This window comes from Nonomuraea sp. NPDC049504, assembly GCF_040676845.1.
Taxonomy (GTDB): domain Bacteria; phylum Actinomycetota; class Actinomycetes; order Streptosporangiales; family Streptosporangiaceae; genus Nonomuraea; species Nonomuraea salmonea.
Map to the genome: position 1 here is coordinate 1 of NZ_JBFAPT010000047.1, position 21584 is coordinate 21584.

At 71.3% G+C, this 21584-nt stretch carries 20 protein-coding genes and 1 pseudogene; 13 read left to right on the forward strand and 8 right to left on the reverse strand.

The features are described 5' to 3' along the window. From AB0K28_RS48120 to AB0K28_RS48150, 7 genes are all read left to right on the forward strand, one after another. The coding region (locus AB0K28_RS48120; RefSeq protein ID WP_364384510.1) for a glycine betaine ABC transporter substrate-binding protein at positions 1-168 on the forward strand (168 nt) is incomplete at its 5' end. Between the two features lie 31 nt (positions 169-199). Next, entirely contained in the window at positions 200-991 is a 792-nt protein-coding gene (locus tag AB0K28_RS48125; protein ID WP_364384401.1) for a potassium channel family protein, read from the forward strand. 115 nt (positions 992-1106) lie between these two features. Further along, entirely contained in the window at positions 1107-2147 is a 1041-nt protein-coding gene (locus AB0K28_RS48130) for a PP2C family protein-serine/threonine phosphatase (protein ID WP_364384404.1), read from the forward strand. Positions 2148-2527: 380 nt separating this feature from the next. Further along, a complete protein-coding gene (locus tag AB0K28_RS48135) occupies positions 2528-3184 on the forward strand; it encodes a helix-turn-helix domain-containing protein (RefSeq protein WP_345408135.1) in 657 nt (218 codons plus the stop codon). Between the two features lie 9 nt (positions 3185-3193). Next, complete coding sequence (locus AB0K28_RS48140) at positions 3194-4402, forward strand: cytochrome P450 (RefSeq protein WP_364384407.1); 1209 nt, start codon at positions 3194-3196, stop codon at positions 4400-4402. 8 nt (positions 4403-4410) lie between these two features. Continuing rightward, a complete protein-coding gene (locus tag AB0K28_RS48145; RefSeq protein WP_364384410.1) occupies positions 4411-5301 on the forward strand; it encodes an ABC transporter ATP-binding protein in 891 nt (296 codons plus the stop codon). Next, the gene (locus AB0K28_RS48150; RefSeq protein ID WP_364384413.1) at positions 5298-6914 is read left to right on the forward strand and encodes an ABC transporter permease; all 1617 of its coding nucleotides are present in this window, start codon (positions 5298-5300) and stop codon (positions 6912-6914) included. Before AB0K28_RS48145 ends, AB0K28_RS48150 begins: the two co-directional genes overlap by 4 nt. A gap of 62 nt (positions 6915-6976) precedes the next feature. On the opposite strand, the gene AB0K28_RS48155 is transcribed toward AB0K28_RS48150, so the two are convergent. From AB0K28_RS48155 to AB0K28_RS48165, 3 genes are read right to left on the reverse strand one after another with little or no spacing between them, the layout of a single operon-like run. Further along, entirely contained in the window at positions 6977-8482 is a 1506-nt protein-coding gene (locus tag AB0K28_RS48155) for a multicopper oxidase domain-containing protein (RefSeq protein ID WP_364384416.1), read from the reverse strand. Beyond that, the gene (locus AB0K28_RS48160; protein WP_364384419.1) at positions 8479-9111 is read right to left on the reverse strand and encodes a hypothetical protein; all 633 of its coding nucleotides are present in this window, start codon (positions 9109-9111) and stop codon (positions 8479-8481) included. The genes AB0K28_RS48155 and AB0K28_RS48160 overlap by 4 nt, the downstream gene beginning before the upstream one ends. 44 nt (positions 9112-9155) lie before the next feature. Next, positions 9156-10586: an MFS transporter gene (locus tag AB0K28_RS48165; RefSeq protein WP_364384422.1), complete on the reverse strand. Its 1431-nt coding sequence runs from the start codon at positions 10584-10586 to the stop codon at positions 9156-9158. A gap of 133 nt (positions 10587-10719) precedes the next feature. Between AB0K28_RS48165 and AB0K28_RS48170 the strand changes: the two genes are divergently transcribed. Continuing rightward, positions 10720-13644, forward strand: coding sequence for an AAA family ATPase (locus AB0K28_RS48170; RefSeq protein WP_364384425.1), 2925 nt, complete (start codon positions 10720-10722; stop codon positions 13642-13644). 229 nt (positions 13645-13873) lie between these two features. Next, positions 13874-15379: an FAD-dependent oxidoreductase gene (locus AB0K28_RS48175; RefSeq protein WP_364384428.1), complete on the forward strand. Its 1506-nt coding sequence runs from the start codon at positions 13874-13876 to the stop codon at positions 15377-15379. A gap of 378 nt (positions 15380-15757) precedes the next feature. Here AB0K28_RS48175 and AB0K28_RS48180 read toward each other — a convergent pair whose 3' ends face one another. Next, positions 15758-16240, reverse strand: coding sequence for a MarR family transcriptional regulator (locus AB0K28_RS48180; protein ID WP_345408152.1), 483 nt, complete (start codon positions 16238-16240; stop codon positions 15758-15760). Between the two features lie 122 nt (positions 16241-16362). Between AB0K28_RS48180 and AB0K28_RS48185 the strand changes: the two genes are divergently transcribed. Then, on the forward strand, positions 16363-16836 hold the full coding sequence (locus AB0K28_RS48185; RefSeq protein ID WP_345408154.1) for a DUF6653 family protein: 474 nt from the start codon (positions 16363-16365) through the stop codon (positions 16834-16836). 78 nt (positions 16837-16914) lie between these two features. Then, on the forward strand, positions 16915-17244 hold the full coding sequence (locus AB0K28_RS48190) for an MFS transporter (protein ID WP_364384433.1): 330 nt from the start codon (positions 16915-16917) through the stop codon (positions 17242-17244). A 218-nt stretch (positions 17245-17462) separates the two neighbouring features. Here the strand turns inward: AB0K28_RS48190 and AB0K28_RS48195 are convergent, their stop codons facing one another. Next, positions 17463-18500 carry an FAD-dependent monooxygenase gene (locus AB0K28_RS48195; RefSeq protein WP_364384436.1) on the reverse strand — a complete coding sequence of 346 codons (1038 nt, stop codon included), beginning with the start codon at positions 18498-18500 and terminating at the stop codon, positions 17463-17465. A 76-nt stretch (positions 18501-18576) separates the two neighbouring features. On the opposite strand from AB0K28_RS48195, the gene AB0K28_RS48200 reads away from it, so the two are divergent. Next, a complete protein-coding gene (locus AB0K28_RS48200; protein WP_364384439.1) occupies positions 18577-19167 on the forward strand; it encodes a TetR/AcrR family transcriptional regulator in 591 nt (196 codons plus the stop codon). Positions 19168-19409: 242 nt separating this feature from the next. Here AB0K28_RS48200 and AB0K28_RS48205 read toward each other — a convergent pair. Continuing rightward, positions 19410-19607, reverse strand: a pseudogene (locus AB0K28_RS48205) (DUF4158 domain-containing protein); the annotation flags it as partial. Positions 19608-19698: 91 nt separating this feature from the next. Here AB0K28_RS48205 and AB0K28_RS48210 point away from each other — a divergent pair. Further along, positions 19699-20133 (forward strand): hypothetical protein, encoded by a 435-nt coding sequence (locus tag AB0K28_RS48210; protein ID WP_345408162.1) that lies wholly within the window; start codon positions 19699-19701, stop codon positions 20131-20133. A 300-nt stretch (positions 20134-20433) separates the two neighbouring features. Here AB0K28_RS48210 and AB0K28_RS48215 read toward each other — a convergent pair whose 3' ends face one another. Both AB0K28_RS48215 and AB0K28_RS48220 read right to left on the reverse strand, forming a co-directional pair. Continuing rightward, positions 20434-20751 carry a hypothetical protein gene (locus tag AB0K28_RS48215; protein ID WP_345408164.1) on the reverse strand — a complete coding sequence of 106 codons (318 nt, stop codon included), beginning with the start codon at positions 20749-20751 and terminating at the stop codon, positions 20434-20436. A 206-nt stretch (positions 20752-20957) separates the two neighbouring features. Continuing rightward, positions 20958-21257 carry a hypothetical protein gene (locus tag AB0K28_RS48220; RefSeq protein WP_345408166.1) on the reverse strand — a complete coding sequence of 100 codons (300 nt, stop codon included), beginning with the start codon at positions 21255-21257 and terminating at the stop codon, positions 20958-20960. Positions 21258-21584: the final 327 nt, after the last annotated feature.

Sequence of the window (21584 nt, forward strand, 5' to 3'; positions counted from 1 at the left end):
GACAAGTACCCGGCGCTGGAGAAGGTGCTCCAGCCGGTCATCGACAAGCTCGACGACGACACCATGCAGCAGCTCAACGCGCAGGTGGACGTCGAAGGCAAGGAGCCGGACAAGGTCAGCGAGGAGTGGCTGAGCAAGGAGGGCTTCCTGAGCTCGCCCGCCGCCTGACAGCCCGCCTGCCCGCACCCTGAGGACGAGGATGGAACAGCCCCACACAGCACCAGCACCCCCGCCATCACGGCGCCTGCACGCCTGGGAACGCCGGACCGATCCCGTGCTGCTCGGCGTCGGCCTCCTGTTCCTGGCGAGCTGGGCACTTCCCATCGTGCTGCCCCAGCTGCCGGAGAACGCCGACCGATGGCTGGAACGCGCCCAGCAGACAGCCTGGGCGCTGTTCGCCGCCGACTACGCCATCAGGGTGTGGCTGTCCGACCGGCGCGGGCACTTCATCGCCACCCACATCCCCGCGTTGCTGGTCGTCCTGCTGCCGCTGCTCCGGCCGCTGGCCGTGCTGCGCTCGCTGCTGCTGCTCACCGCACTGATGCGCCGGGTCACGCTACCGCTACGCATGCGGGTGACCGTGTACGTCAGCGGCTGGGCCTGCTTCCTGGCCCTGGTCGGCGGCATCGCGGTGCTGGACGCCGAACGCCGCTCCGCCGATCCGACGATCGTCACCCTGTCCGACGCCCTGTGGTGGTCGCTGACGACGATGACGACGGTGGGCTACGGAGATCTGTATCCGACGACGCTGGAGGGCCGGCTGATCGCGGCGACGTTGATGCTTTCAGGCATCGCGCTGCTCGGCGTCGTCACCGCCTCGATCGCCGCCTGGTTCATCGAACGCTTCCAGCAGACCTCGGCCGCGGAGACGCGCAACGAGGCCGACCTCCGGCTCGTCCTGGCCGAGCTGCGGGAGGTGCGCGACCGGCTGGACGAGATCACCCGACGGCAGGACGACGACGTGAGCGGCGCCACGGCCCCGGACCGGTGAGCCGGGGCGAGGCAGCCGAAGATCTGCGCCGCGGCCTCCCGCATTCTTTTGCACTATGCAAGGATGAGAGGCGGCGGCCTACCACGGGAGGGCAGATGGGGTTCGGGGGCGCCGCATGAGGTCACAGTGGACGCTGCGCTGGCTGCCGTTCATGGTGATGGCCCCGGTGGCGCTCATCGACCTCATGGCCGGGCCGGCGCTTGGCTTTCTTCCCCTGCTCACCCTGGGGCCGAGCTTCGGGTCCGTCTACGGCAGCGTGCGGCGCACCGCCCTGATCGGTGCGGTCGCCCTCGCCATCTGCATACCCCTGGCCTATTACAACGGCTCCCTGCTGAAGTGGCAGAACAACCTCACCATCGCCACCATCGTCAGCGCCACCGGAGCGAGCATGCTCGTCAGCCACCTGAGGCTGAAGCGCGAACGCGAACTCGCCAGCGTCCGCCTCGTCGCCGAGACCGCGCAACGCGTCCTGCTGCGGCCGGTCCCCCGCAAAGCGGCAGACCTGCAGGTGGCCCTGTCCTACACCTCCGCGGCGGCCGAGGCGAGGATCGGCGGCGACCTGTACGAGGTCGTCATCACGCCCCACGGGGTGCGGCTGCTCGTCGGGGACGTCCAGGGCAAGGGGCTCGACGCGGTCGAGACCGCCGCCTGGGTGCTCGGCGCCTTCCGCGAGGCCGCCTACGACGAACCCGCGCTCGACGACGTGAGCGAGCGACTGGAGTCGAGCCTGTCCCGGCACCTGAGCGGCGAGAAGTTCGTGACCGCGATCATCGCCGAGGTGAGACCCGGCGAGATCGTCTTACTCAACCATGGCCATCCCGCTCCTCTCCTCCTCACCGCCGAGGGGAAGGCCTGCACCGTCGAGCCCCCGGCGGAAGCTCTCCCGTTGGGGCTCGGCCCGCTCGGCACCGACCGGCCCAAGGCGCACCGCGTGCCCTTCCTGGAGGGTGACCGGATCCTCCTGTTCACCGACGGCGTGGTGGAGGCCCGCGATGACAGCGGAACCTTCTACCCCCTGAACGACCGCCTTCACCTGTTGCGGTCGGACGAGCCGCAAGAGGCGCTCGACTCGCTCCGCGCCGACCTGGTGGCCCACACCGGTGGGCCGCTTCCCGATGACGCGGCGATGTTGTTGCTGCGCAGGCACGCCCGGTGACGCATGGCCTACGAGCTCTGCGCTGCCTCGGCGAACGCGGCTTCGCCGGCTCAAAGGCCGCCGGCGGATCCTCCAGCACATCACCGTGAGCCCCAGCAGAGTCGGTGACATCACCCGCGCGGCACTCGTGCTCACCCAGTTCGAGCACGACCACCTGACAGCAATTCGCTGAGATCACGTCGCTGCCGCCTCAGGCTTACGTGGTCCGACATCAACCCCTTCCACGCCGGGATTTCGGGGACAGCCCGGCGGATCGCCCGGCGGCGTCGTCATGAGCGCACCGCACTCGATGATCTCGGTGGACGAGTACTACACAACTGAGTAGTGTATAGCTCGTTTGAGTAGCTTCGTGTACGTCTGAGTAGGCAGGAGTTCGGGTGATGGCCAGGATCGAGGCGGATCTGGAAGATCTGACCGCTCGCGCGCGCATCAGAGATGCCGCGATGCGGCGCTTCGGTGAGTACGGGTTCGAGGGAGCGACGATCCGTGACATCGCCGAGACGGCCGGGGTCTCCTCAGGACTGGTGCGCCATCACTTCGGGTCCAAGCAGGCGCTGCGCGAGGCATGCGACGCCTATCTCGTCAAGGAGATCCGCCGGATGAACGACGAGGCACGCATCGATTCCACGCGCACCGCTGTGAACCCGGTCGGTACCGCTCTGGCCAAGCTGGGTCCGTACCAGCGGTATCTCGCGCGGGCCCTGGCCGAGGGATGGGCCGCGCCGTTGTTCGACGAGATGGCCAGGATGAGCGAGGAGTGGCTGGAGGAGGCCGACAAGGCCCGCCCGGATCCCCCTTTCGCCAGCCGCAAGGCCCGTGCGACGGTCGGCACCGCGATGGGGCTGGCCGTCCCGATCCTGCACCAGCACATCTCCCGCGGGCTCGGCGTCGACCTGGCAACCCCGCAAGGCGCGCATCTGCTCGCGGTGACTCTCCTCGACATCTACTCCCACCCCGTGCTCACCCCGGAGGCGGCCGCCTCGATGCGAGACGCCCTCGAAAGGCTCCGGGACAGCATGCCCTCATCGCCTTCCTAGGAGTGCCACATGACACAGGACGGCATCGAGTTGACCTGGTCAGCACGTGTCAGCCGGCCCAGCCCTTTCGACCCACCAGAGATCTTCACCAGACTCAGGAACGAGCGCCCGCTCCGTCCCCTGATCTTCGCCGACGGACATCCGGGCTGGCTGGCCACCGGTTACGACGTGGTCCGCGCCATCCTCGCCGACAGCCGTTTCAGTATTCGGCGCGAGCTGGCCCATCCACCGGTCATGATGCCCAACTCAAACGCACAGGCGGTGTTCACCGCGCCCGCCCCGCCCGGCATGTTCGTCCGCATGGATCCTCCGGAGCACACCCGCTACCGCAAGCTCCTCGCAGGAGAGTTCACCGTGCGCCGGATGCGGGGGCTCGAAGAGAGAATCGCCGAGGCGGCTCACGGCTGCCTCGACGACATGGAGACGTCCGGGCCACCCGCCGACCTAGTCACCGCCCTGTGTGTTCCCGTGCCCACCCTGCTCATCTGCGAGCTGCTGGGCCTGCCCCGCCCCATCATTCCCACGTTCCGGCAGGCCGCGGCGACCGCGCTCGACGCGGACTCCACCCAGGAGCAGATCCAGCAGGCATACGCCACCATGCTGGCCCTCTTCCCGCCCCTTATCGCGAGCAAGCGCGAACATCCCACCAGCGACGTCTACAGCGGCGTGATCAACAGTGGCGCCCTGTCGGACGAGGAGCTGGCCTCCATCGGGTTGCTGCTGTTCGCCGCCGGATACGAGACGACCTCCAGCATGCTCGCGATGGGCACGTTCGCCCTGCTGGAGCACCCCCGGCAGCTCCAGGCGCTGCGCCGCGATCCCAGCCTGATCGACAACACGGTCGAAGAGCTGCTCCGCTACCTCACCGGGCCCGGCGGCATGCTCCGTACGGCGCTCGAGGACGTCGAGGTAGGCGGCGAACTGATCAAGAAGGGCCAGACCGTGGAACTGCTGGTCGGCGCCGCCAACCACGACCCGGCCCGCTTCCAGCGCCCGCACGAGTTCGACGTCACCAGACCGGCACGAGGCCATCTGGCCTTCGGGCACGGCATTCACCAGTGCCTCGGCCAGCAGCTCGCCCGTGTCGAGCTGCGCGTGGTCATACAAGCACTCTTCACCCGATTCCCCCGGCTGCGCCTCGCGGCGCCCGCACAGGAGATCCCCATGAAAGACGACTCCCCCTTCTTCGGCCCCAAGCGCCTCCCGGTCCAGTGGTGAGCCCTGTCATGGCCGCCATCACCACCCGCGACCTCGTCAAGAAATTCGGCCCCGCCCGTGCACTGGACGGGCTCGACCTGACCGTCGGCACAGGGGAGATCCACGGCTTCCTCGGCCCCAACGGGGCGGGCAAGTCCACCACCATCCGGATCCTGCTCGGCCTGATGCGCGCCGACTCCGGCCGCGCCGAGGTGCTGGGCGGCGACCCGTGGGCGGACGCCACCGAGCTGCACCGGCGGCTGGCGTACGTGCCGGGCGACGTCGAGCTGTGGCCGAACCTCACCGGCGGGGAGGCCATCGACCTGCTCGGCCGCCTGCGCGGCGGCCTCGACGAGACCCGCCGCGCAGAGCTGATCGAGCGCTTCCAACTCGACCCCACCAAGAAGAGCCGCACCTACTCCAAGGGCAACCGGCAGAAAGTGGCGCTCGTGGCCGCCTTCGCCGCCGACGTGGAGCTGCTCATCCTGGACGAGCCGACGTCGGGTCTCGACCCGCTCATGGAGGCCATCTTCCAGGAGATCGTCGCGGAGACCCGCGCGGCCGGGCGCACCGTCCTGTTGTCGAGCCACATCCTTTCCCAGGTGGAGAAGCTGGCCGACCGAGTCAGCATCATCAGACAGGGCAAGATCGTCCAGGCGGGCACGCTGGCCGAGCTACGTCACCTCACCCGCACCACGGTAGAAGCCGTGACCGCTGCCCCGGTCAGCGGCCTGGCCGCGCTCCCGGGCGTCCACAACGCCGAGACCGAGCACGGGCAGGTGCGGTTCAGCGTGGACGCCGAGCACCTGGACGGCGCCATCAAGCATCTGGGCGCCTTCGGCATCCGGGCGCTGACCAGCCATCCCCCCACATTGGAGGAGCTCATGCTGCGCCACTACGGCAACGGAGCGGCCGCATGACCGCCACCACCGTCGGCCGCGTCACGGCCGCCGCTCCCAGCGGCGCCTTCAAAGGCACCAGGGCGATGCTGCGGCTGGCCCTGCGCCGGGACCGCGTCAAGCTGCCCACGTGGACGCTGGGAATCGCCTTGTTCCTCCCATACTTCGCCAGCGTGGCGAACGCCACGAACCCGACGGCGGAAACCCTGCGTGCCAGTGCGAAGATGATGGACGTCCCCATGCTGCGGCTGTTCTCCGGGCCCATGTTCGGCATGGAGAACCCCACGGTCCTGAAATATCTCGTCAACGCCTACTTCCCGGAGTTTCTGCTGGGCGCCGCGCTGATGAGCATGCTGCTGATCGCCCGGCACACCCGCGCCGAGGAGCAGAGCGGCCGGGCCGAGCTGGTGCGCGCAGCGGTCGTCGGCCGGCAGGCCGCACTCACGGCCGCGCTCCTCGTCTCCGTCCTCACCAACGTGCTGCTGGCCCTGCTGCTGACCGCGGCGGGGGTGGGCGTCGGGATGACGCCAGGCGACGCGCTACTGTTCGGCGCGGCCACGGCCGCGATGGGGCTTGTCTTCGCCGCAGTCACCTCGGTGAGCGTGCAGCTCACCGAGCACTCCAGAGCCGCGGTCGGAATCGCCGGCGCCGTGCTGGCCGTCGTGTGGCTGCTTCGTGCCGTAGGCGCCGTCCAAGACATTCAGGGCGGCTGGCTGACGTGGCTCTCCCCCATGGGGTGGGCGCAGCTCACCCGAGTGGCGGATGACGGGCGCTGGTGGCCACTGGCTCTGGCGGTACTGCTCAGCACGGCTCTGGCAGCGGTCGCATACGCGCTGTCGGCACGACGGGACCTCGGCGCCGGGCTGGTGGCCTCGCGCCCCGGCCGCGCGCGGGCGGCCCGCGGGCTGCGTTCACCCCTCGCGCTGGCATTCCGGCTCCAGCGCGCTTCCATCCTGTGGTGGGGCGGGTCCCTGATCGCGGCCGGCCTGGTGTTCGGCGGGCTCGCCGGCTCCATGCGCGAGGGGGTGGCCGAGGAGATCCTCGGCGGCGGCGCGGACGTGGTGGGCGGCTACCTGAGCCTCATGGCAGTCGGGATGTCCTTCCTCGTCGGAATCTTCACAGCCCAGGCGACGACGCGGTTGCGGGCGGAGGAGAACCGCGGGCGGGTGACGCCACTGCTCGCCACCCCGACCAGCCGATGGGCCTGGCTGGGCTCTTCACTCCTGGCCACCGGGCTCGCCGCAGTCGCGCTGCTCATGGTGTCCGGTCTGTCGATGGCCGCCGGCACCGCCCTGGCGCTCGATGACGCCACCCGGGCGGGGGCGGCGGCCGCCGCCGTGCTCGCCCGCACCCCGGAGATCCTCTTCCTGCTGGGGGTCGCGGCCACGCTGTTCGGGCTCGCGCCCAGGGCCGTCCCCCTGACATGGGCCGTGCTCGCCCTCGGCGTCGTCGTACGCTTCTGGGGCGCGGACCTGCCCGGCTGGGCTCGGGGGCTGTCCCCGTTCGACCACATTCCCCGGCTGCCGGTCGAGGACTTCCGCCTCGCCCCGCTGGTGATGCTCACCGCGCTCGCGGCGGGCCTGCTTCTCCTCGGCCTGTACGGCTTCCGCAGCCGCGATCTGAAGGGCGCATAGGCCTGTACGATCCGGGCAACCGCTCCGCGCCGCCCCGGCCGATCGTTCCCGCAGCCCGGCCGTCAATGCTCGTGGTGGGTCGCCGGAGGCCGGTTCGCGGACCGGCCTGGCGCCGTGACGACGAACTGGCCCATGAGGCCCTGATCCTCGTGGTTGAGGATGTGGCAGTGGAACATGTAGGGCGTCGCCGGGTCCGGTTCTCCGCGGAACCGCAGAGCGATGCGTACGGGGACGCCGGGCGGCGTGTGGACGGTGTCCTTCCAGCCGCGCAGTTCCGGGGGCGGGAGCCGGCCGCCGACCGACACCACCTGGAACTGCGCGTCGTGGACGTGGAAGTTGTGCGGGGCGTCGTCGATGGCGGTGACCTCCCACACCTCGGTGCCGCCCTGGGGGACGGCGAAGTCGACGCGGTTCATGTCCATCGACCTGCCGTTGATGGTGAACCCGGAGAGCTCGAAGCGGCGGACCGGCGGCGTCGCGGGATCGGTCACGAGCCTGGGCGCCTCGGCCAGGCGGGCCGGGAGGGGCGATGACCGGGCGAGCCGCGGCGCGGCGCGCAGCTCCATGACGTCCAGGGTGTCGTCGCCGCCGGTCCAGCGCCGGTCCCAGAGGTTCAGGCCGGTCTCGGGCGGGAGGCTCCGCAGCACATCGCGTTCCCCGGGCCGCAGGGCCACCACGATCTCGGCCCGTTCTCCCGGGCTGAGCTGCACGTGTCCGGTCTCGTACGGCGCCGCCAGCAGCCCGCCGTCGGTGCCGACCAGGGCGAACGTCCGCCCGGAGCCGAACCCGAAGCGGTAGATCCGCGCGTTCGACCCGTTGAGCAGCCGCAGCCGGACCCGCTGGGTGGTGACCGGGAGGTACGGCGCCGGGGTGCCGTTCACGGTGACGAGGTCGCCCACGATGCCGACGCCGCCCTGTTCCCGGTCCCGCTCGTCCAGCTCGTTGTGGTCGGTGAGGTTGAGGTCGCGGACGATGACGGGGATGTCGTCGATTCCGTACCGGTCGGGCAGGCCGTGCGGGTGCGGGTCGTCCAGGATGAACAGCCCCGCCAGCCCCCGGTAGACGTGGAGGGCGGTACGGCCGTGCGGGTGCGGGTGGTACCACAGCGTGGCGGCGGGCTGGTCGACGGTCCAGGTCGGCGACCAGGTGGCGCCCGGCCTTACCGGCTGGTGGGGTCCGCCGTCCATCCGGGCCGGTACGTGCATGCCGTGCCAGTGCAGAGTGGTGGACTCCGGGAGGTCGTTGCGGAAGCGGACCGTCACCGTCTCGCCGCGCGCCGCCCGCAGCGTGGGCGCCAGGTAGGGGCCGTTGATCCCCCAGGTGGGGGTCGGCCGGCCGGCTCGGAACCGGTGCTCGCCCCCGCTCGCCCGCAGGTCGAACACCCGGCCGCCGGCCCCGTCCCGCCGCGAGGGGGCCAGCGGCGGAATGGCCAGCCGGTTGACGAACCGGACCTTTCCGGCGGTGTTCAGATCCGCTCCGGCCCACCACAACCCGGCACCGCCGAGCGCTGCGGCGGAGGCGGCGGGTACGGCGATCAGCCCGGCCTTCAGAACAGTGCGGCGCTTCACGCGGCGACCACCGTGACGGTGTCGGCGCCGCCGGCCACGACCACCTCGTACCCCGGCGCGTCGCCGCCGTGGGTGGCCTGCGTGAGACCTCCGCCGACGGCGCCGTACCACTGGTCGTCCAGGCTGAGCCTGGTGACGGCCCGCGCGAACGCCACCCGGACCGGCACCCCGGCGGGGCGTTCGACGCGCAGGTCCTCGACCGAGGCCAGCCGGATGACCCGGGTACCGGCGGGGCGGCCCAGCACGAGGCGTACGTGCGCGGCGCCCGAGTGGAACGTCACCGACCGCACGTCGAGGCCGGTGAGGTCGGCGTCCAAGTGCGCGGCACCGCCGTGGACGTCCAGCGCCCACGGCACGGCGGGGTTGAGGGCGAGGGCGGACGGGCGGGTGCGGCGCAGCAGTCGCGCCCCGGCCGGGTAGGCGATGTGCACGTTGGCGTCGGCAGCCCACACCAGCGGCAGCGGCGTGCCGAACCGCGCCTCCAGCAGGCCCGTGAGGCCGGGCCGCGGGCCCAGGGTGACCCGCTCCAGCCCATTGTCGAAGCTCAGCCGCGCGACCGAGGGGGCGTCCGGCAGGGGGACGGCGACGTGCTCGTCCCGGACACCTTCGGCGGAGGCGAATGCGGTCATGACGGTTCCTTTCGGTACGGTGCTTTCCTTACGAGGGATCGGATCTAGGGCGTGCGCGGCCTGGCGGGCAGCGCCCAGGTCAGGGACAGGCCGAGGCCGAAGGCCACGACGGCGTAGCCGAGCGACCACTGCGCGGCGGTGTCGATGTCCCAGCCGGCGGCCAGCGCCGTGGTGTACAGCGCGCCGACCGCGGCGATGCCGGTGGCGCCGGCCACCTGGATGACGGTGTTGACGACGCCGGAGGCGGCGCCGGCGTCCTGGTGGGGCACGGCCGACAGCACGATGTCGACCAGGATCGGCGCGACCAGCCCGAAACCGGCGCCGCCTGCCAGCAGGCCCGGCACCAGGTGCCAGCCGGTCAGCGCGTCTCCGGCCACGGCGATCCCGGCGATCAGCGCCACCATGGCGGCGGCCAGCGCCGCCGCGCCGCAGGCCACCAGCCGGCGCCCGGCCGTCGCGGCGAGCCGTACCGCGAGGCCCGAGGTCACGGCCAGGCCCAGCGGCCAGGCCAGGAACGTCAGCCCGACCTGCAGCGCGGACAGGCCGTGGCCCTGCTGGAGCTGCAGGGTGAGCACCAGGAACAGCGCGGTGACCGAGGAGAACACGGCGAACGCCACGGCCAGCCCGGCCACGAAGGAGCGCTGCCGGAACAGCGAGACCGGCAGCAGCGGTTGCCCCCGCCGGCGCTCCCGCCGCGCCTGAAGGCGGGCGAACACCGCGAGCACGGCGACGGCGGCGGCCACCATCGGCCAGGTCCAGCCCGGCCAGCCCGACTCCGGTCCCTGGATCAGCGGGTAGAGCACCAGCAGCAGGCCCGCCGCCACCAGGACGACCCCAGGCAAATCCAGCCGGGGCGGCCGGGGCGAGCGGGATTCGCGCATCAGCACGGCGGCGCCGAGCAGCGCGGCCAGGCCGATGGGCACGTTCACCCAGAACACCGAGCGCCAGGCCGGCCCGAACACGTCGTTGCCGACCAGCAGACCGCCGGCGATGGGCGCGGCGGCGGCCGCCAGCCCGTTCACGGCGCCGTACAGGCCGAGGGCTTTCGGGCGTTCCGCGCTCGGGAACATCACCTGGATCGTGGCCAGCACCTGCGGCACCATCATGGCCGCCGCGGCCCCCTGAACCGCCCGTGCGGCGATCAGCATCCCGATGGTCTGCGCCAGCCCGCAGGCGGCGGAGGCGGCGGTGAAGCCGGCCACGCCCGCCAGGAACACGCGCTTGCGGCCGAAGATGTCGCCGAGCCGCCCACCGGTGATCAGCAGCAGGCCGAGCCCGAGGGCGTACGCGGCCATGATCCACTGCACGGCGGCGGTGGGGGCCCCCAGGTCGGCCTGGATGGCCGGGGCCGCGACGACGACGATGGTGATGTCCACCAGGTCCATGAACACGGCCAGTAACGTGACGGCCAGCGCGGCCCAGCGGCGCGGGTGCCCGGACCCGGCCGTCGCGGGCACGGTGGTCTGCTCGGTCATCAGAGGCTCCTCATCGGCGGGAAACGATCGACGCCGAACGAGCCTCGCGCTGAGCAGATACGTTCCGCTTCGGGGGAATGTCCTGTCCGATGCCTTAGATTCGGCTTCGAGGGGCCTTAGTAGACTCCGGCCGATGACAGCGTTCGTAGGGCGCCACGCGGCGCTGGAATCCGTTGGGAAGGCCGCGCGGGACGCGCGGGCCGGCGAGCCGCGGGCGGTGGTGGTGAGCGGCCTGCCGGGAATGGGCAAGACGCGGCTGCTGGAGCGGCTGGAGGCCGACCTCGGCCGGTCCGGGTTCCGGGTGTTGCGAGGCGCCTGCGTCGAGCTGGGGGTCGAGGGACTGCCGCTGGCGCCGATCACCGCCGTGCTCAGGCAGCTGGTGGACGACCCCGGCCCGCGCGAATTGCAGGCACTGCTGCCGGGCGTGGACGGGCTGCTGCGGTTGCTGCCCGAGCTGAACCCCGGCGAGCGCCCGCCCGAGTCGCAGGCCCGGCTGTTCGACCTGTTCGCCGCGCTGCTGCGGCGGCTCGGCGGCGCCCGGCCCACGGCGCTGCTGATCGACGACCTGCAATGGGCCGACCGGTCCACCCGCGACCTGCTGGAGGTGCTGGTCCGGCCCGCGCGCCCCGCTTCGACGCTGCTCGTGGTCACCAGCAGAACGGATCTGGACCGGCGCCACCCGGTGCGCCCGTTCCTGGCGCGATGGGCGAGGCTGGACCAGGTGCGCCACGCGCGCCTTGAGCCGCTGTCGCGGGCCGAGATCGCCGAGCTGGTCGCGGCGGCGAACCCGGCCTTCGCCGACCAGGTGCTCGCCGACCAGGTGTACCGGCGCTCGGGCGGCAACCCGCTGTACGCCGTCGAGCTGGCGGAGGCCGGCGCGCGGACCGTCACGTGGACCGGCGCTGAGGCCGGCGCTGGGGCAGGCGCTGGCGCAGGCGCGGAGACCCTGCCGGAGTCGTTGCGCGATCTGCTCCTCGCCCGGGTGCGCGGGCTCCCGCCTCAGGTGCGGCAACTGGTGGAGGTCGCTGCGGCGGGCGGCCGCAGCGTGCCGCACGGCCTGCTCGCCGCCGCCTCAGGGCTGGACGCGGGCGCGCTGCTGGAAGCGTTGCGGGCGGCCACGGAGGCCCGGGTGCTGACCGCCGACGGGGATGGCTACGCCTTCCAGCACGGGCTGGTCCTGGAGGCGGTCGTGGACGAGCTGCTTCCCGCCGAGCGGGTCGGCCTGCACCGCGCGTACGCCGAGGCGCTGCGCGCCGACCCCGGGCTCGTCCCGCCGGACCGGCACGCCGCCGAGCTCGCGTTCCATTGGAACGGCGCGGGCGCGCCCGCGGAGGCGCTGGCGGCCTCGCTGCGCGCGGCGGAGGTCGCCGAGCGGCTCTCCGCCCACGCCGAGCAGGCGCAGTTGCTGGAACGCGCCCTGGAGCTGTGGCACCGGGTGCCCGAGGCGGAGCGCCCGGCCGCCGGCCGGCTCGCCCTGTTCGAGACGGCCGCCACGGCCGCCGTATGGGCCGGCGAGCCGCTCCAGGCTCTCGACCTGATCGACCGGGCGCTCGCGGAGGCCGACCGGGTACGCGAGCCCGCGCGCGTGGCGCTGCTGCTGGCCCAGCGCGGCATGGTCATGCACGACCTGAACCGCGACGGCGCGGTGACCTCCGTGGACGAGGCGCACGCGCTGCTGCCGCAGCTATCCGGCCTCGACCGGGCACGGGTCCGCAACCTGACCGCGGTCGTGCTCACCCTGCGCGGAGCCGCCGGGCAGGGCCAGGACGCCGCCGCCGAGGCCGCGCGGCTCGCCGCCGCCCACGGCGACGCCGCGCTGGAGGGCAACGCCCGTACCACCCTGGGCTGGGCGCTCAACGTCGCCGGCGACCACGACGAGGCGCTGCGTGTCCTGGCGCAGGGCCGCGAGCTGGCCCGGGGCCAGGACGATCTCGTGGGCGTCGCCCGCGCCTGCCTCAACATCGCGGAGAGCCGCAACGCGGTCGGCCGTCACACGGCGGCGTGCGAGGCCGCCCGTGAGGGGATGGCCGCCGCCCGCCAGGCAGGGCTCGAACGCACGCTGGGCGCCCTGCTGGCGAGCAGCCTGGCCACAGCGCTGGCCGCCACCGGCCGGTGGGACGAGGCGGAGGCGGTGGCACGATCGGCGCTGGAACGCGACCCGCAGGGGGCGCCCGGCGTCGGGCTGCACCTGCTCCTGGCGAGTACGGCCCTGTCCCGCGGCCAGTGGAGCACCGCCCGCGCCGAGTCCGCCGCGGCCGGCGCGCTGCTGGGCGGGCCACCCGAGGCACCCTATGCCCAGGCCGTGGCGGTGGCGGCCACGCTGGCCGTGCGCGACGACCGTCCGGACCACGCCTGCGAGCTGCTCGCCGGCGCCCTGGCCGCGGCCGGTACGCCCGCGGCCTGGCCCCTGCTGCTCACCGCCGCGAACATCGCCGCCCTGCTGCGGCCGGTGGCCACACCGTCCTGGCAGTCGCGCCTGACCGGCGAGCTCCGCGCGGCGCGGACCCGCCTCCCCGCGGACACCCCCCTGCACGCGCAGTACGCGGCCCACGTGACCGCCGAACTCGTCCGGGCTCCGCCCTCGAAAGCCGCGGCCGTGGAGCAGTGGGCCGAGGTGGCGGCGGGATGGGAGCGCCTGGGGCGGCCCTTCGAGACCGCCTGCGCCGGGCTGCGCGCGGGTGAGCGGCTGCTGGCCGCCGGAGACCGGGAGGGCGCGGCGGCCCGGCTGCGGGCGACCGCCGAGGTGGCCGAGCGGTTGGGGGCCGCGCCGCTGCTGGAAGAGGTACGGGTGCTGGCGCGCAACGCCCACTTGCCCCTCGGGCCGGACGATGCCGCCACCGACGGCGCCCTCGAACGGCTGGGACTGACCGACCGGGAGACGGAGGTGCTGCGGCTGGTCGCGGCCGGGCGTACCAACCGGCAGATCGGTGAGCAGCTCTTCATCAGCGCGAAGACGGTGAGCGTGCACGTGTCCAGCATCCTGATCAAGCTCGGCGTCGCCGGCCGGGGCGAGGCCGCCGCGACCGCGCATCGGCTCCGCCTGTTCGACGGGGCCTGAGTGCCCGCCTGCCGATACTAAGGACTCGGATAAGGCATGTGCCGGATGTGGCCGGCCGGCGGCCCGGGACAGGCTACCGGCATACGAATCGCCACCGCGTTCCGCACCACCCCGCCCGGCTCGCCCCTACGGATGACCGGGCGCGGCGAGCGGCTGCGCGACGGATACGGCCCCGGTCCGTGACGGACCCACCGGCCCGTCACGGACGGCACGAAAGGAACTGATCATCATGAGCGAGCGGAACGTCCCCGTCCTGATCGTCGGCGGCGGCATCACCGGCCTCACCACCGCGCTGTTCCTGTCCTGGCACGGCGTCCGCTGCACGCTGGTCGAGCGTCACCCGGACCTGCTGACCCATCCCCGCGCCCGCGGCCTGACCCCGCGCACGATGGAGCTCTACCGGCAGGCCGGGCTGGAGCAGGCGATCAGGGACGCGGCCTACGTCGGCGGCGGATTCACCTGGACCCCGGTCGTGGCCGACACCCTCGCCGGCGAGCACGCCTCCCCCGAGGAGCCGGACGAGGACGACGGGTCCGGGTCGAGCCCGTGCGGCTTCGGCCCGATCGACCAGGACCGGCTGGAGGTCATCGTCCGGGACCAGGCCCGCAAGCTGGGCGCCGACCTGCGCTTCGGCACCGAGCTGGTCGCGTTCGAGCAGGACGGCGAGGGTGTGACGGCCACCCTCCTGGACCGGACGAGCGGGGTGCGCGAGAGCGTGCGGGCCGGATACCTGGTGGCCGCCGACGGCTTTCACAGCCCCGTACGCCATCGGCTGGGCATCGAGGTGGACGGGCCCGGCCCGATGTTCACCACGCTGACCGCGATCGTCGAGGCCGACCTTAACCCGGCTCTGCGCGGCCGCACCCTCAGCATCGCCTACCTGCAGCGGCCCCGCCCGTACACGATGCTCATGGCCCACGACACCGAGGGCAGGCGCTGGGTCTTCGGCACCGGCCTGGACGGCGCGGCCGAGGACTACGACGACGAGCGGGTGGCCGCCATGGTCCGCGAGGCCGCCGGGCTGCCGGACGCCGAGGTGCGACTGCACCCCCAGATTCCCGGCACCGACCTGACGGTGCTCGCCTTCCCCATCGGCGCCCACCTGGCCAGGAGCTACCGGCGCGGCCGGGTCTTCCTGGCCGGGGACGCGGCGCACGTGTGGCCGCCCACGGGCGGGCTCGGCGCGAACGCCGGCATCCAGGACGCCCACAACCTCGCATGGAAGCTCGCCTGGGTGATCACCGGCCGGGCCGGGGCGGGGCTGCTGGACACGTACCAGGCCGAGCGGCGGCCGGTCGGGGAACTGACCATGGGGCAGGCGCTGGCCAGGTTCGGCGCCCGCATGGGGCCGGGCCGCGGGCCCCAGGTCATCGACTACGGAGCGGTCTCCATGGGATATCGCTACCCCGTGGACGGGGAGCGGCCCGGCGAGCCCGTGCAACCGCGACTGCTCGACGGCACGCCCGGCACCCGCGCGCCGCACGTTCCGCTCGCCGGCGGCCGTTCCACCCTCGACCTGTACGGCTCCGCCTTCGTCCTGCTCACCCCCTCCCCCGCGTGGCGGAGCCCGGACGCCGACGTGCAGGTGGTGGAGGAGGAGGTGGCCCGCGCCCACGGCATCGGCCCTGAGGGTGCTGCGCTGGTCAGGCCGGACGGCTTCGTGGCCTGGCGCAGCGATGCCCACGATGAGGAAGAGCTGGCCCGTGCGCTCGACGAGGTCCTCCACCGACTCTGATCCGCCGTGCGGAGATCTACTCGGCTGCTCTCGCCCCAGCCCCGCAGCGCGGCCTCCCCCGAACCCCGGCGCGCGAAGACCTGGGCCGATACGCCGTATCCGATTGATCCTCCCTGTTCGGAGCGGCGCAAGCGAGCCGTGACGTCTACCTCTTCACTCTTGAAGGGGGCCGCCAGGAGCCAGGTCCACACCACCGGCCCATCCTGGCCGGCCCTGCCCTCCTTCTCGACGAGAACGGTTCGGCCAAGGGACGGACGGCAGCGTTCGGCAGCGGCCCGCATGAGCAGGCAGGGGTGCATCCGACACTCGAAACAGCAGGTGCGCGTTCACCAGCCTGTCATGAGCCCCAACCGGGCGTCGTCAGGCCGTTGACAGCCGCTACCGGGAAGCGTGGGCATGCTGGGCGGCATAGCGTTCGCGCCAGCTGTCGATGAGCGGGATCAGCTGCTCGGTCATGTAGGCATAGAAGTCCTTCATCTCGTGAAGGCGCCGGCCGGCGATGCCGTCGTCGCCCGCCGCGTCCAGGCCTTCCTGGGCGGCATCCCTCATGGTGGCCAGCATCGCGTTCTGCTGTGACATCAAGCTGGCCCAAGCCCCCTGGCGGAAACGATAGTGGTCGCGGCGGCTGCCGGGGGCCGGCACCCGTTCGATCAGGCCGAGCGGGATCAGCTGCTTGACCGCGGTGGACACCGCACCCGAGCTGATGGACAACTGCTCGCACAAGTCGGCGGCGGTCATCGACTCTTGCCGGGTGTAGAGCAGGGCGGTCATCACCCGCGCGGTGGTCTTCTGCATGCCGCCCTGCGCCAGGGTCAGCGCCAGCTTCTCGGCGGCCTCGCGCAGCCGCTGGTCGGTGTCCATGCCTGAATTCTATCAATCACTCCAAGTTCTCAGAGAATTTACAGATATCTGAAAGTTCTATACTCTCTGAGGCGCGGAGATCGCGCCATGGCGACCTCCCTGACGCCCTAGGAGAGCCAGCAGTGAAGCCCAAGAACGTAGTCGCAGGCGCGCACGGCATGACCGCCCAGGCATGGAAGAAACACGCCAATCCATGGAGCGTCTGGACCCGGTTCGCCGCTATTCCCGCCTTCGAACTGGCCGTTTGGAGCCGTGAGTGGATCGGCTGGTGGTCACTGGCCGGTGTTGCCCTCGTCGTCATCTGGCTCTGGCTGAACGTCCATCTGTTTGCGGCGGTCGAGCCGACCAACTGGGCGGCGCGCGGCATCTACGGTGAGCAACTCCACGTCGACGGCAAGGCTCCGGCGGCACATCGCGTGGTGCTACGGCTGCTCATCGTGGCCGGCCTGATCGGCTTCGCCTTCATCGCCTGGGGACTGATCGCCCTGGAGATCTGGCCGGTCGTGCTGGGCACCGTACTGCTCGTGCTCGCCCAGCTGTGGCGGATCGACCGTTACGGCCTGCTCTACGAACAGCACCAGAGCGAAAGCCGGTGACCCGGTACGGCCGGCGCACCACAGCACCGGCTGTACCGGCACCAACCCTCGGCCCGCCCCCTACGTGTGGAGAGCCTCATGCACGTCCCGGGCACCGCGCACCCGCGCCGCTGGTGGATCCTCGTAGCGCTCTGCTTGAGCCTGCTCGTCCTGGTCATCGACAACACCATCCTCAACCTGGCCGTCCCCGCGCTGATGAGCGCGCTCCACGCCACCCCCGCCGACATCCAATGGATCATCAGCGCCTACACCCTCGCCTACGCCGGCCTGCTGCTGACCGCAGGCGACCTATCCGACCGCTATGGCCGCCAGCGCCTGCTGATCTCCGGGCTTTCGCTGTACCCGACTCTGGAAAGTCGCGCACGGCCTCGGCTTGACTGCTCATCCGCCCCGGACGCGAGAAGTTGAGGGAGCAGTCTCTGCATGACTTACGTGTCGGATGTCACACGGCGGCCTGCGGCGACCCGTGCATGGAACGCCACCATCTTCTACGGCGCACATATGACCGGGCAGGAAGCCGCCGCACCACCATCGTCCTGGCCCGCCGCGGCCACGGCGGTCGTCCTGCTCACGGCGAACGTCTCCGTACTGCTCACCACCCTCGCCCGGCCATCGGTGAAGGCGAGTCAGGCGGGCAGCAGGCGCATGAGGATGTTGCGGGGGCCTTCCCGGTGGTGGCCGGCCAACCTCGTCATCTGGCGGGACATGGCCACGACACGTTGAGCGGGCCGTCTGCGCCGGGCGTCGTACGCACGCAATGCCGATCCCACGTCGCCGGCGGTCTCCAGGCACATGGTGAGGGCGGCCGCGTCCAGCAGCGCCTGGCACGCGCCTTGCCCGAGGGAGGGGGTCATGGCGTGGGCGGCATCACCCACCAGCGCCACGTTGCCGGCGATCAGGGACCTCAGGCGCGGGGACAGATCGTAGATCTCATGCCGCAGCACGGCCTCCTCATCGGCCTCGGCCAGCAGGCGCGGGATCGGGTCGTGCCAGCCGGCGAAGCGGGCGCGCAGCTCGTCGAGGGTCTCCCGATGGCCTTCCGGTGTCGCCACCGCGGCGTACCAATTGGTCACCCCCGGCTCCTGGGGCGTGATGCCGAACACCTGTCCGGCCCCCCAGGTCTCGCCGTACGACGGCGGGTTGAACCGCGCGACGCCCCGCCAGGCCACGATCCCGGCGTAACGTGGCCGCACCGTGGCACCGAAATAGACCTCACGCACTGTGCTGCGCAGCCCGTCCGCTCCCACCACCAGGTCATATCGCCCACGCAGGGCTTCCGGATCGGTGATCTTCATGCCGGTCTTGATCGCCGTGTCCCCCAACGCGTCGACCAGCATCTTCATCAGCGAGGTCCTGGACAGCATGAGCACGGCAGCGCCGCCCTTGCGCTCGATGCGTTTCAACGGGAGGTCCGCGATCCGCTCGCCCTGCGGCGTACGGATGACGGCCCGGCGATAGGGGACGGTACGGCGGAGCAACTCCTCGCGCAGGCCGAGCTGGGCGAGGGCGGCCTGAGCGTCGGGACGTATGCCGAGCGCCGTGCCTTCAGGATTGATCTCCGGCCAGCGTTCGAGCACGGTCACCTCCCAGCCGATCCTGCGCAGTCCTATGGCGGTCGCCAGTCCGCCGATTCCGGCTCCGACGATCGCGGCGGTTCCGTTCATCGCTCTTCCTTTCATCGAGTACCACATCTGTGGTACCACTAATGTGGTGAACGGACAAGCTGCGATGATGAGGGCCATGGCGGAGAACCGGGATCGGCGTGACTTGCTGCGTGACGCCGCGATTGAGGTGCTGGCCCGTCAGGGCGGCAGAGGGCTGACCCATCGAGCAGTCGACCACGAGGCCGGGCTGCCCGAGGGCACGGCCAAGAACTACTTCGCCAACCGCGACGCCCTCCTGCAGGGGGCGGCCGAGCGCTGCGTCGAGCGCTACTGGGCCGATCTTCAGGTGATGAAAGCCGCCAGCATCCAAGGGCGCAGGCACCTGGTCGCGCTGCTACGCGAGCTGCTCGACCGTGCCCTCACGGCCAACAGGTCCAGAGTCCTGGCCTACATCGAGCTGCATGCCGAGGCCGCGCGTCGGCCGCGCCTGCAGGAGACGATGGCTGAGCTCACCCGCGCCGACCTGGCACTGCACCTGGAAGCGCACAAAGCGGCCGACCTGCCCGCGACCCGGCGAAGCGCCGCCATGGTCACAATGTGCGTGAACAGCGCGCTGACGTACCTGCTCACCCAACCGCCCGAAACGCTCACGGCGTACGGCCTCGACGACCTCGACGCGTTCCTGACCGACCTCATCGACACCGTGTATCCCCCAGCAGGCCGATGACACCGTTCGACGACACGAAGACCCGAACGACTCCACTGGAAACCGTCCCGACCAAGGTGCCGTGCCAGAGGTCAGCGCGGGCCCTGTCAGCCGTCCTCATGCGGAAGGGACACTCATCCTCATTTCACGGCACCACGCCTATGACGGGGCCGAACTCGTACATCATTCCCGTGGACGCAGCCGATCTGTGTGCGGGACATCCTCGATCCCGAGTTGCTCGCCGAGGCACACCAGCACCTCGTCGGCACGTCCAGCGGGTCGGTCAGAAAGCGCCCGACGTAGCGGGCTGTCGTCAGCTGGAGGGCGAAGCCGAGGCGGGCGTGTGTCCCACGCCGTTCGGCGATCAGCGCCCGATCCGCGTCGTCCAGGTAGAAGAACCGCTCCAGCTCCGCCCGCGACGGAGCACCAGAGAAGCCGCCGGCCGCCTCACCATCACTCAAGACGGGACTTTTCGTTCGGATGCTCGTCACGCCCCGTCGACGACCGCTTCGGCGCCCGCGCCATGATCGCCGCCCCGGCCGCGACGAGGACATGAACGGCCCGGCGGCGCAGCCTCACGCCGCCCTCACCGGCACCGACTTCACCGGCATGACGCCCAAGGTGCTCGTCGTCGTCGGCGAGAAGGACTGGAACGCCTCCTTCTCCGACCGGCAGGACTGGCGCGGCGATGCCTACACGGCGGCGCCGGGGCCGAAGACCCTCCCGGAGATCTTCGACGCCGAGCGCCGTACGCGCGCTCATCTGGGCCTACCTGCGCAGCGAGCTCTACCCCGAGGACCCGGCGTGGACGCGGGCCACCGCGGCGCTCGCCGCCGCCATCCCGCCCATCGGACGCGTCGAGTCGAAGTAGGCCCCGCGCCATCGGCCAGGCGGGGCGTCAGGTACGCCTTCGCCGGGGGCGGCCCGTGGAGGAGCCCTCGGCGTACGGGGACGAGCGCCCGCAGGAGGTCCGTCAGCGCGGGCTGAATGCGGGTGACGGCCTGCAGAGAGGATCACGGCGAGAAGCGTGGTGATCACGCCGCCACGGGCCACACCTCGGCGGCGATGGCGTCCGGGACGCCTGCCCCATCGAAGCAGCGCAGACCAAGAAGCGCCTGTGGGCCGAAACAGGCCCGCCGTCCCCCGTGGACCGGGACAGGTACATCCATGGATTTGAGCGCGCCCGGACCCGCCCGACCGGGTGTGCGGCCTATTTCCGGCGCATTCCAGTGCTGCGCTCATGGACGCGATTAACGCTATTTATCGCGTCCATGAGCCGGTGGCGGATCAAAGCGTTTGATATCCGACCGAGATCGGCCACGAAGTGCTGCTGCATTTAGCGTTTGATTTGACGGAATCGGCGACCCATGGGCCGTACAGCGTGGTGTAGCCACCGCTGCTGTTCTGGCAGAAGAGCACGACCCGCGTCTGCGTCACTCCAGTGCCGCTGCACAGCGCCCAGCCGGTGCCGCCGGGAGTGCCGATCTGCGCGTCTGTGCTGCAGATCGCCGCCTGAGCGGGAGAAGCCGGCGAAAGGAGAGTCGTCGCGGCGGCGATCCCGGCCGCGGCGGCCGCCGAAACGGCGAATTTCTTGATGCGACCCATCAACTACCTCCTGCGGAGTCGATCATCACCGCTTGATGATAGCCACAGCATTGACGGATGGCCATAGTGAATGGCATCGGGTTTTTGCGGGCATTTGACGGGCCGGCCGCAGGGGGGTTGGTTCATGGTCCGGAAAAGAAATGGTCCGTCAGTGAGGCTTTTTTGATCCCCGGCGGGCCTCCCGTCGGGAGGCCCGCCGCGCCGGCTCACCTCCGGATGTAGAGGCGGTGGAGCGGCCCCACCAGGATCTTGTTGCACTTGTAGTCCTTCGCGTAGCCGATGGCCTTGTAGTAGCGCCCCGCGACCTGGCACGCCTGCTTGACGGCGAACACTCCCATGAAGTGCCACTTCGCCGCTGCGGTCGAAGCAGCGGTGAGGGAGGCGGAGACGCTGCTCGTGACGGCAGGGCTTGGCCGAGCGGAGGCCGCCGAGATGCCCGCCGCGCCCGGCGCCAGCGAGACCGCCGCGGCTGCGGCGAGTGCGGCCATGGTCATACGAACCCGCATGACGATCGCTTCCTCTCCTGAGATGGATGAACACCTTGTCTGACCTTGCGGAATCGACGGTAAGGCGGGGCATGTGGAGGACTCGTTGAGGATGTGTTGACTCAGGTACGGCGGCCCCAGCCGCGCTCGCGCCCTCGGCGGCAGGAGGTGCGAGACGCTCACCTGCGCGAGGCCGCGACGGCGCTCCGGTCGAGGAGGCGTCGCTCACCCTGCGCAGCCACCCCGAAGCCGACATTTCTCCTCCAAACAGGCCGATAGCGAGCACAGGCTCTAGAGGCGGACAAAAGAACATGATAATGATTATCACTGCACATCTGAGTGAGACTG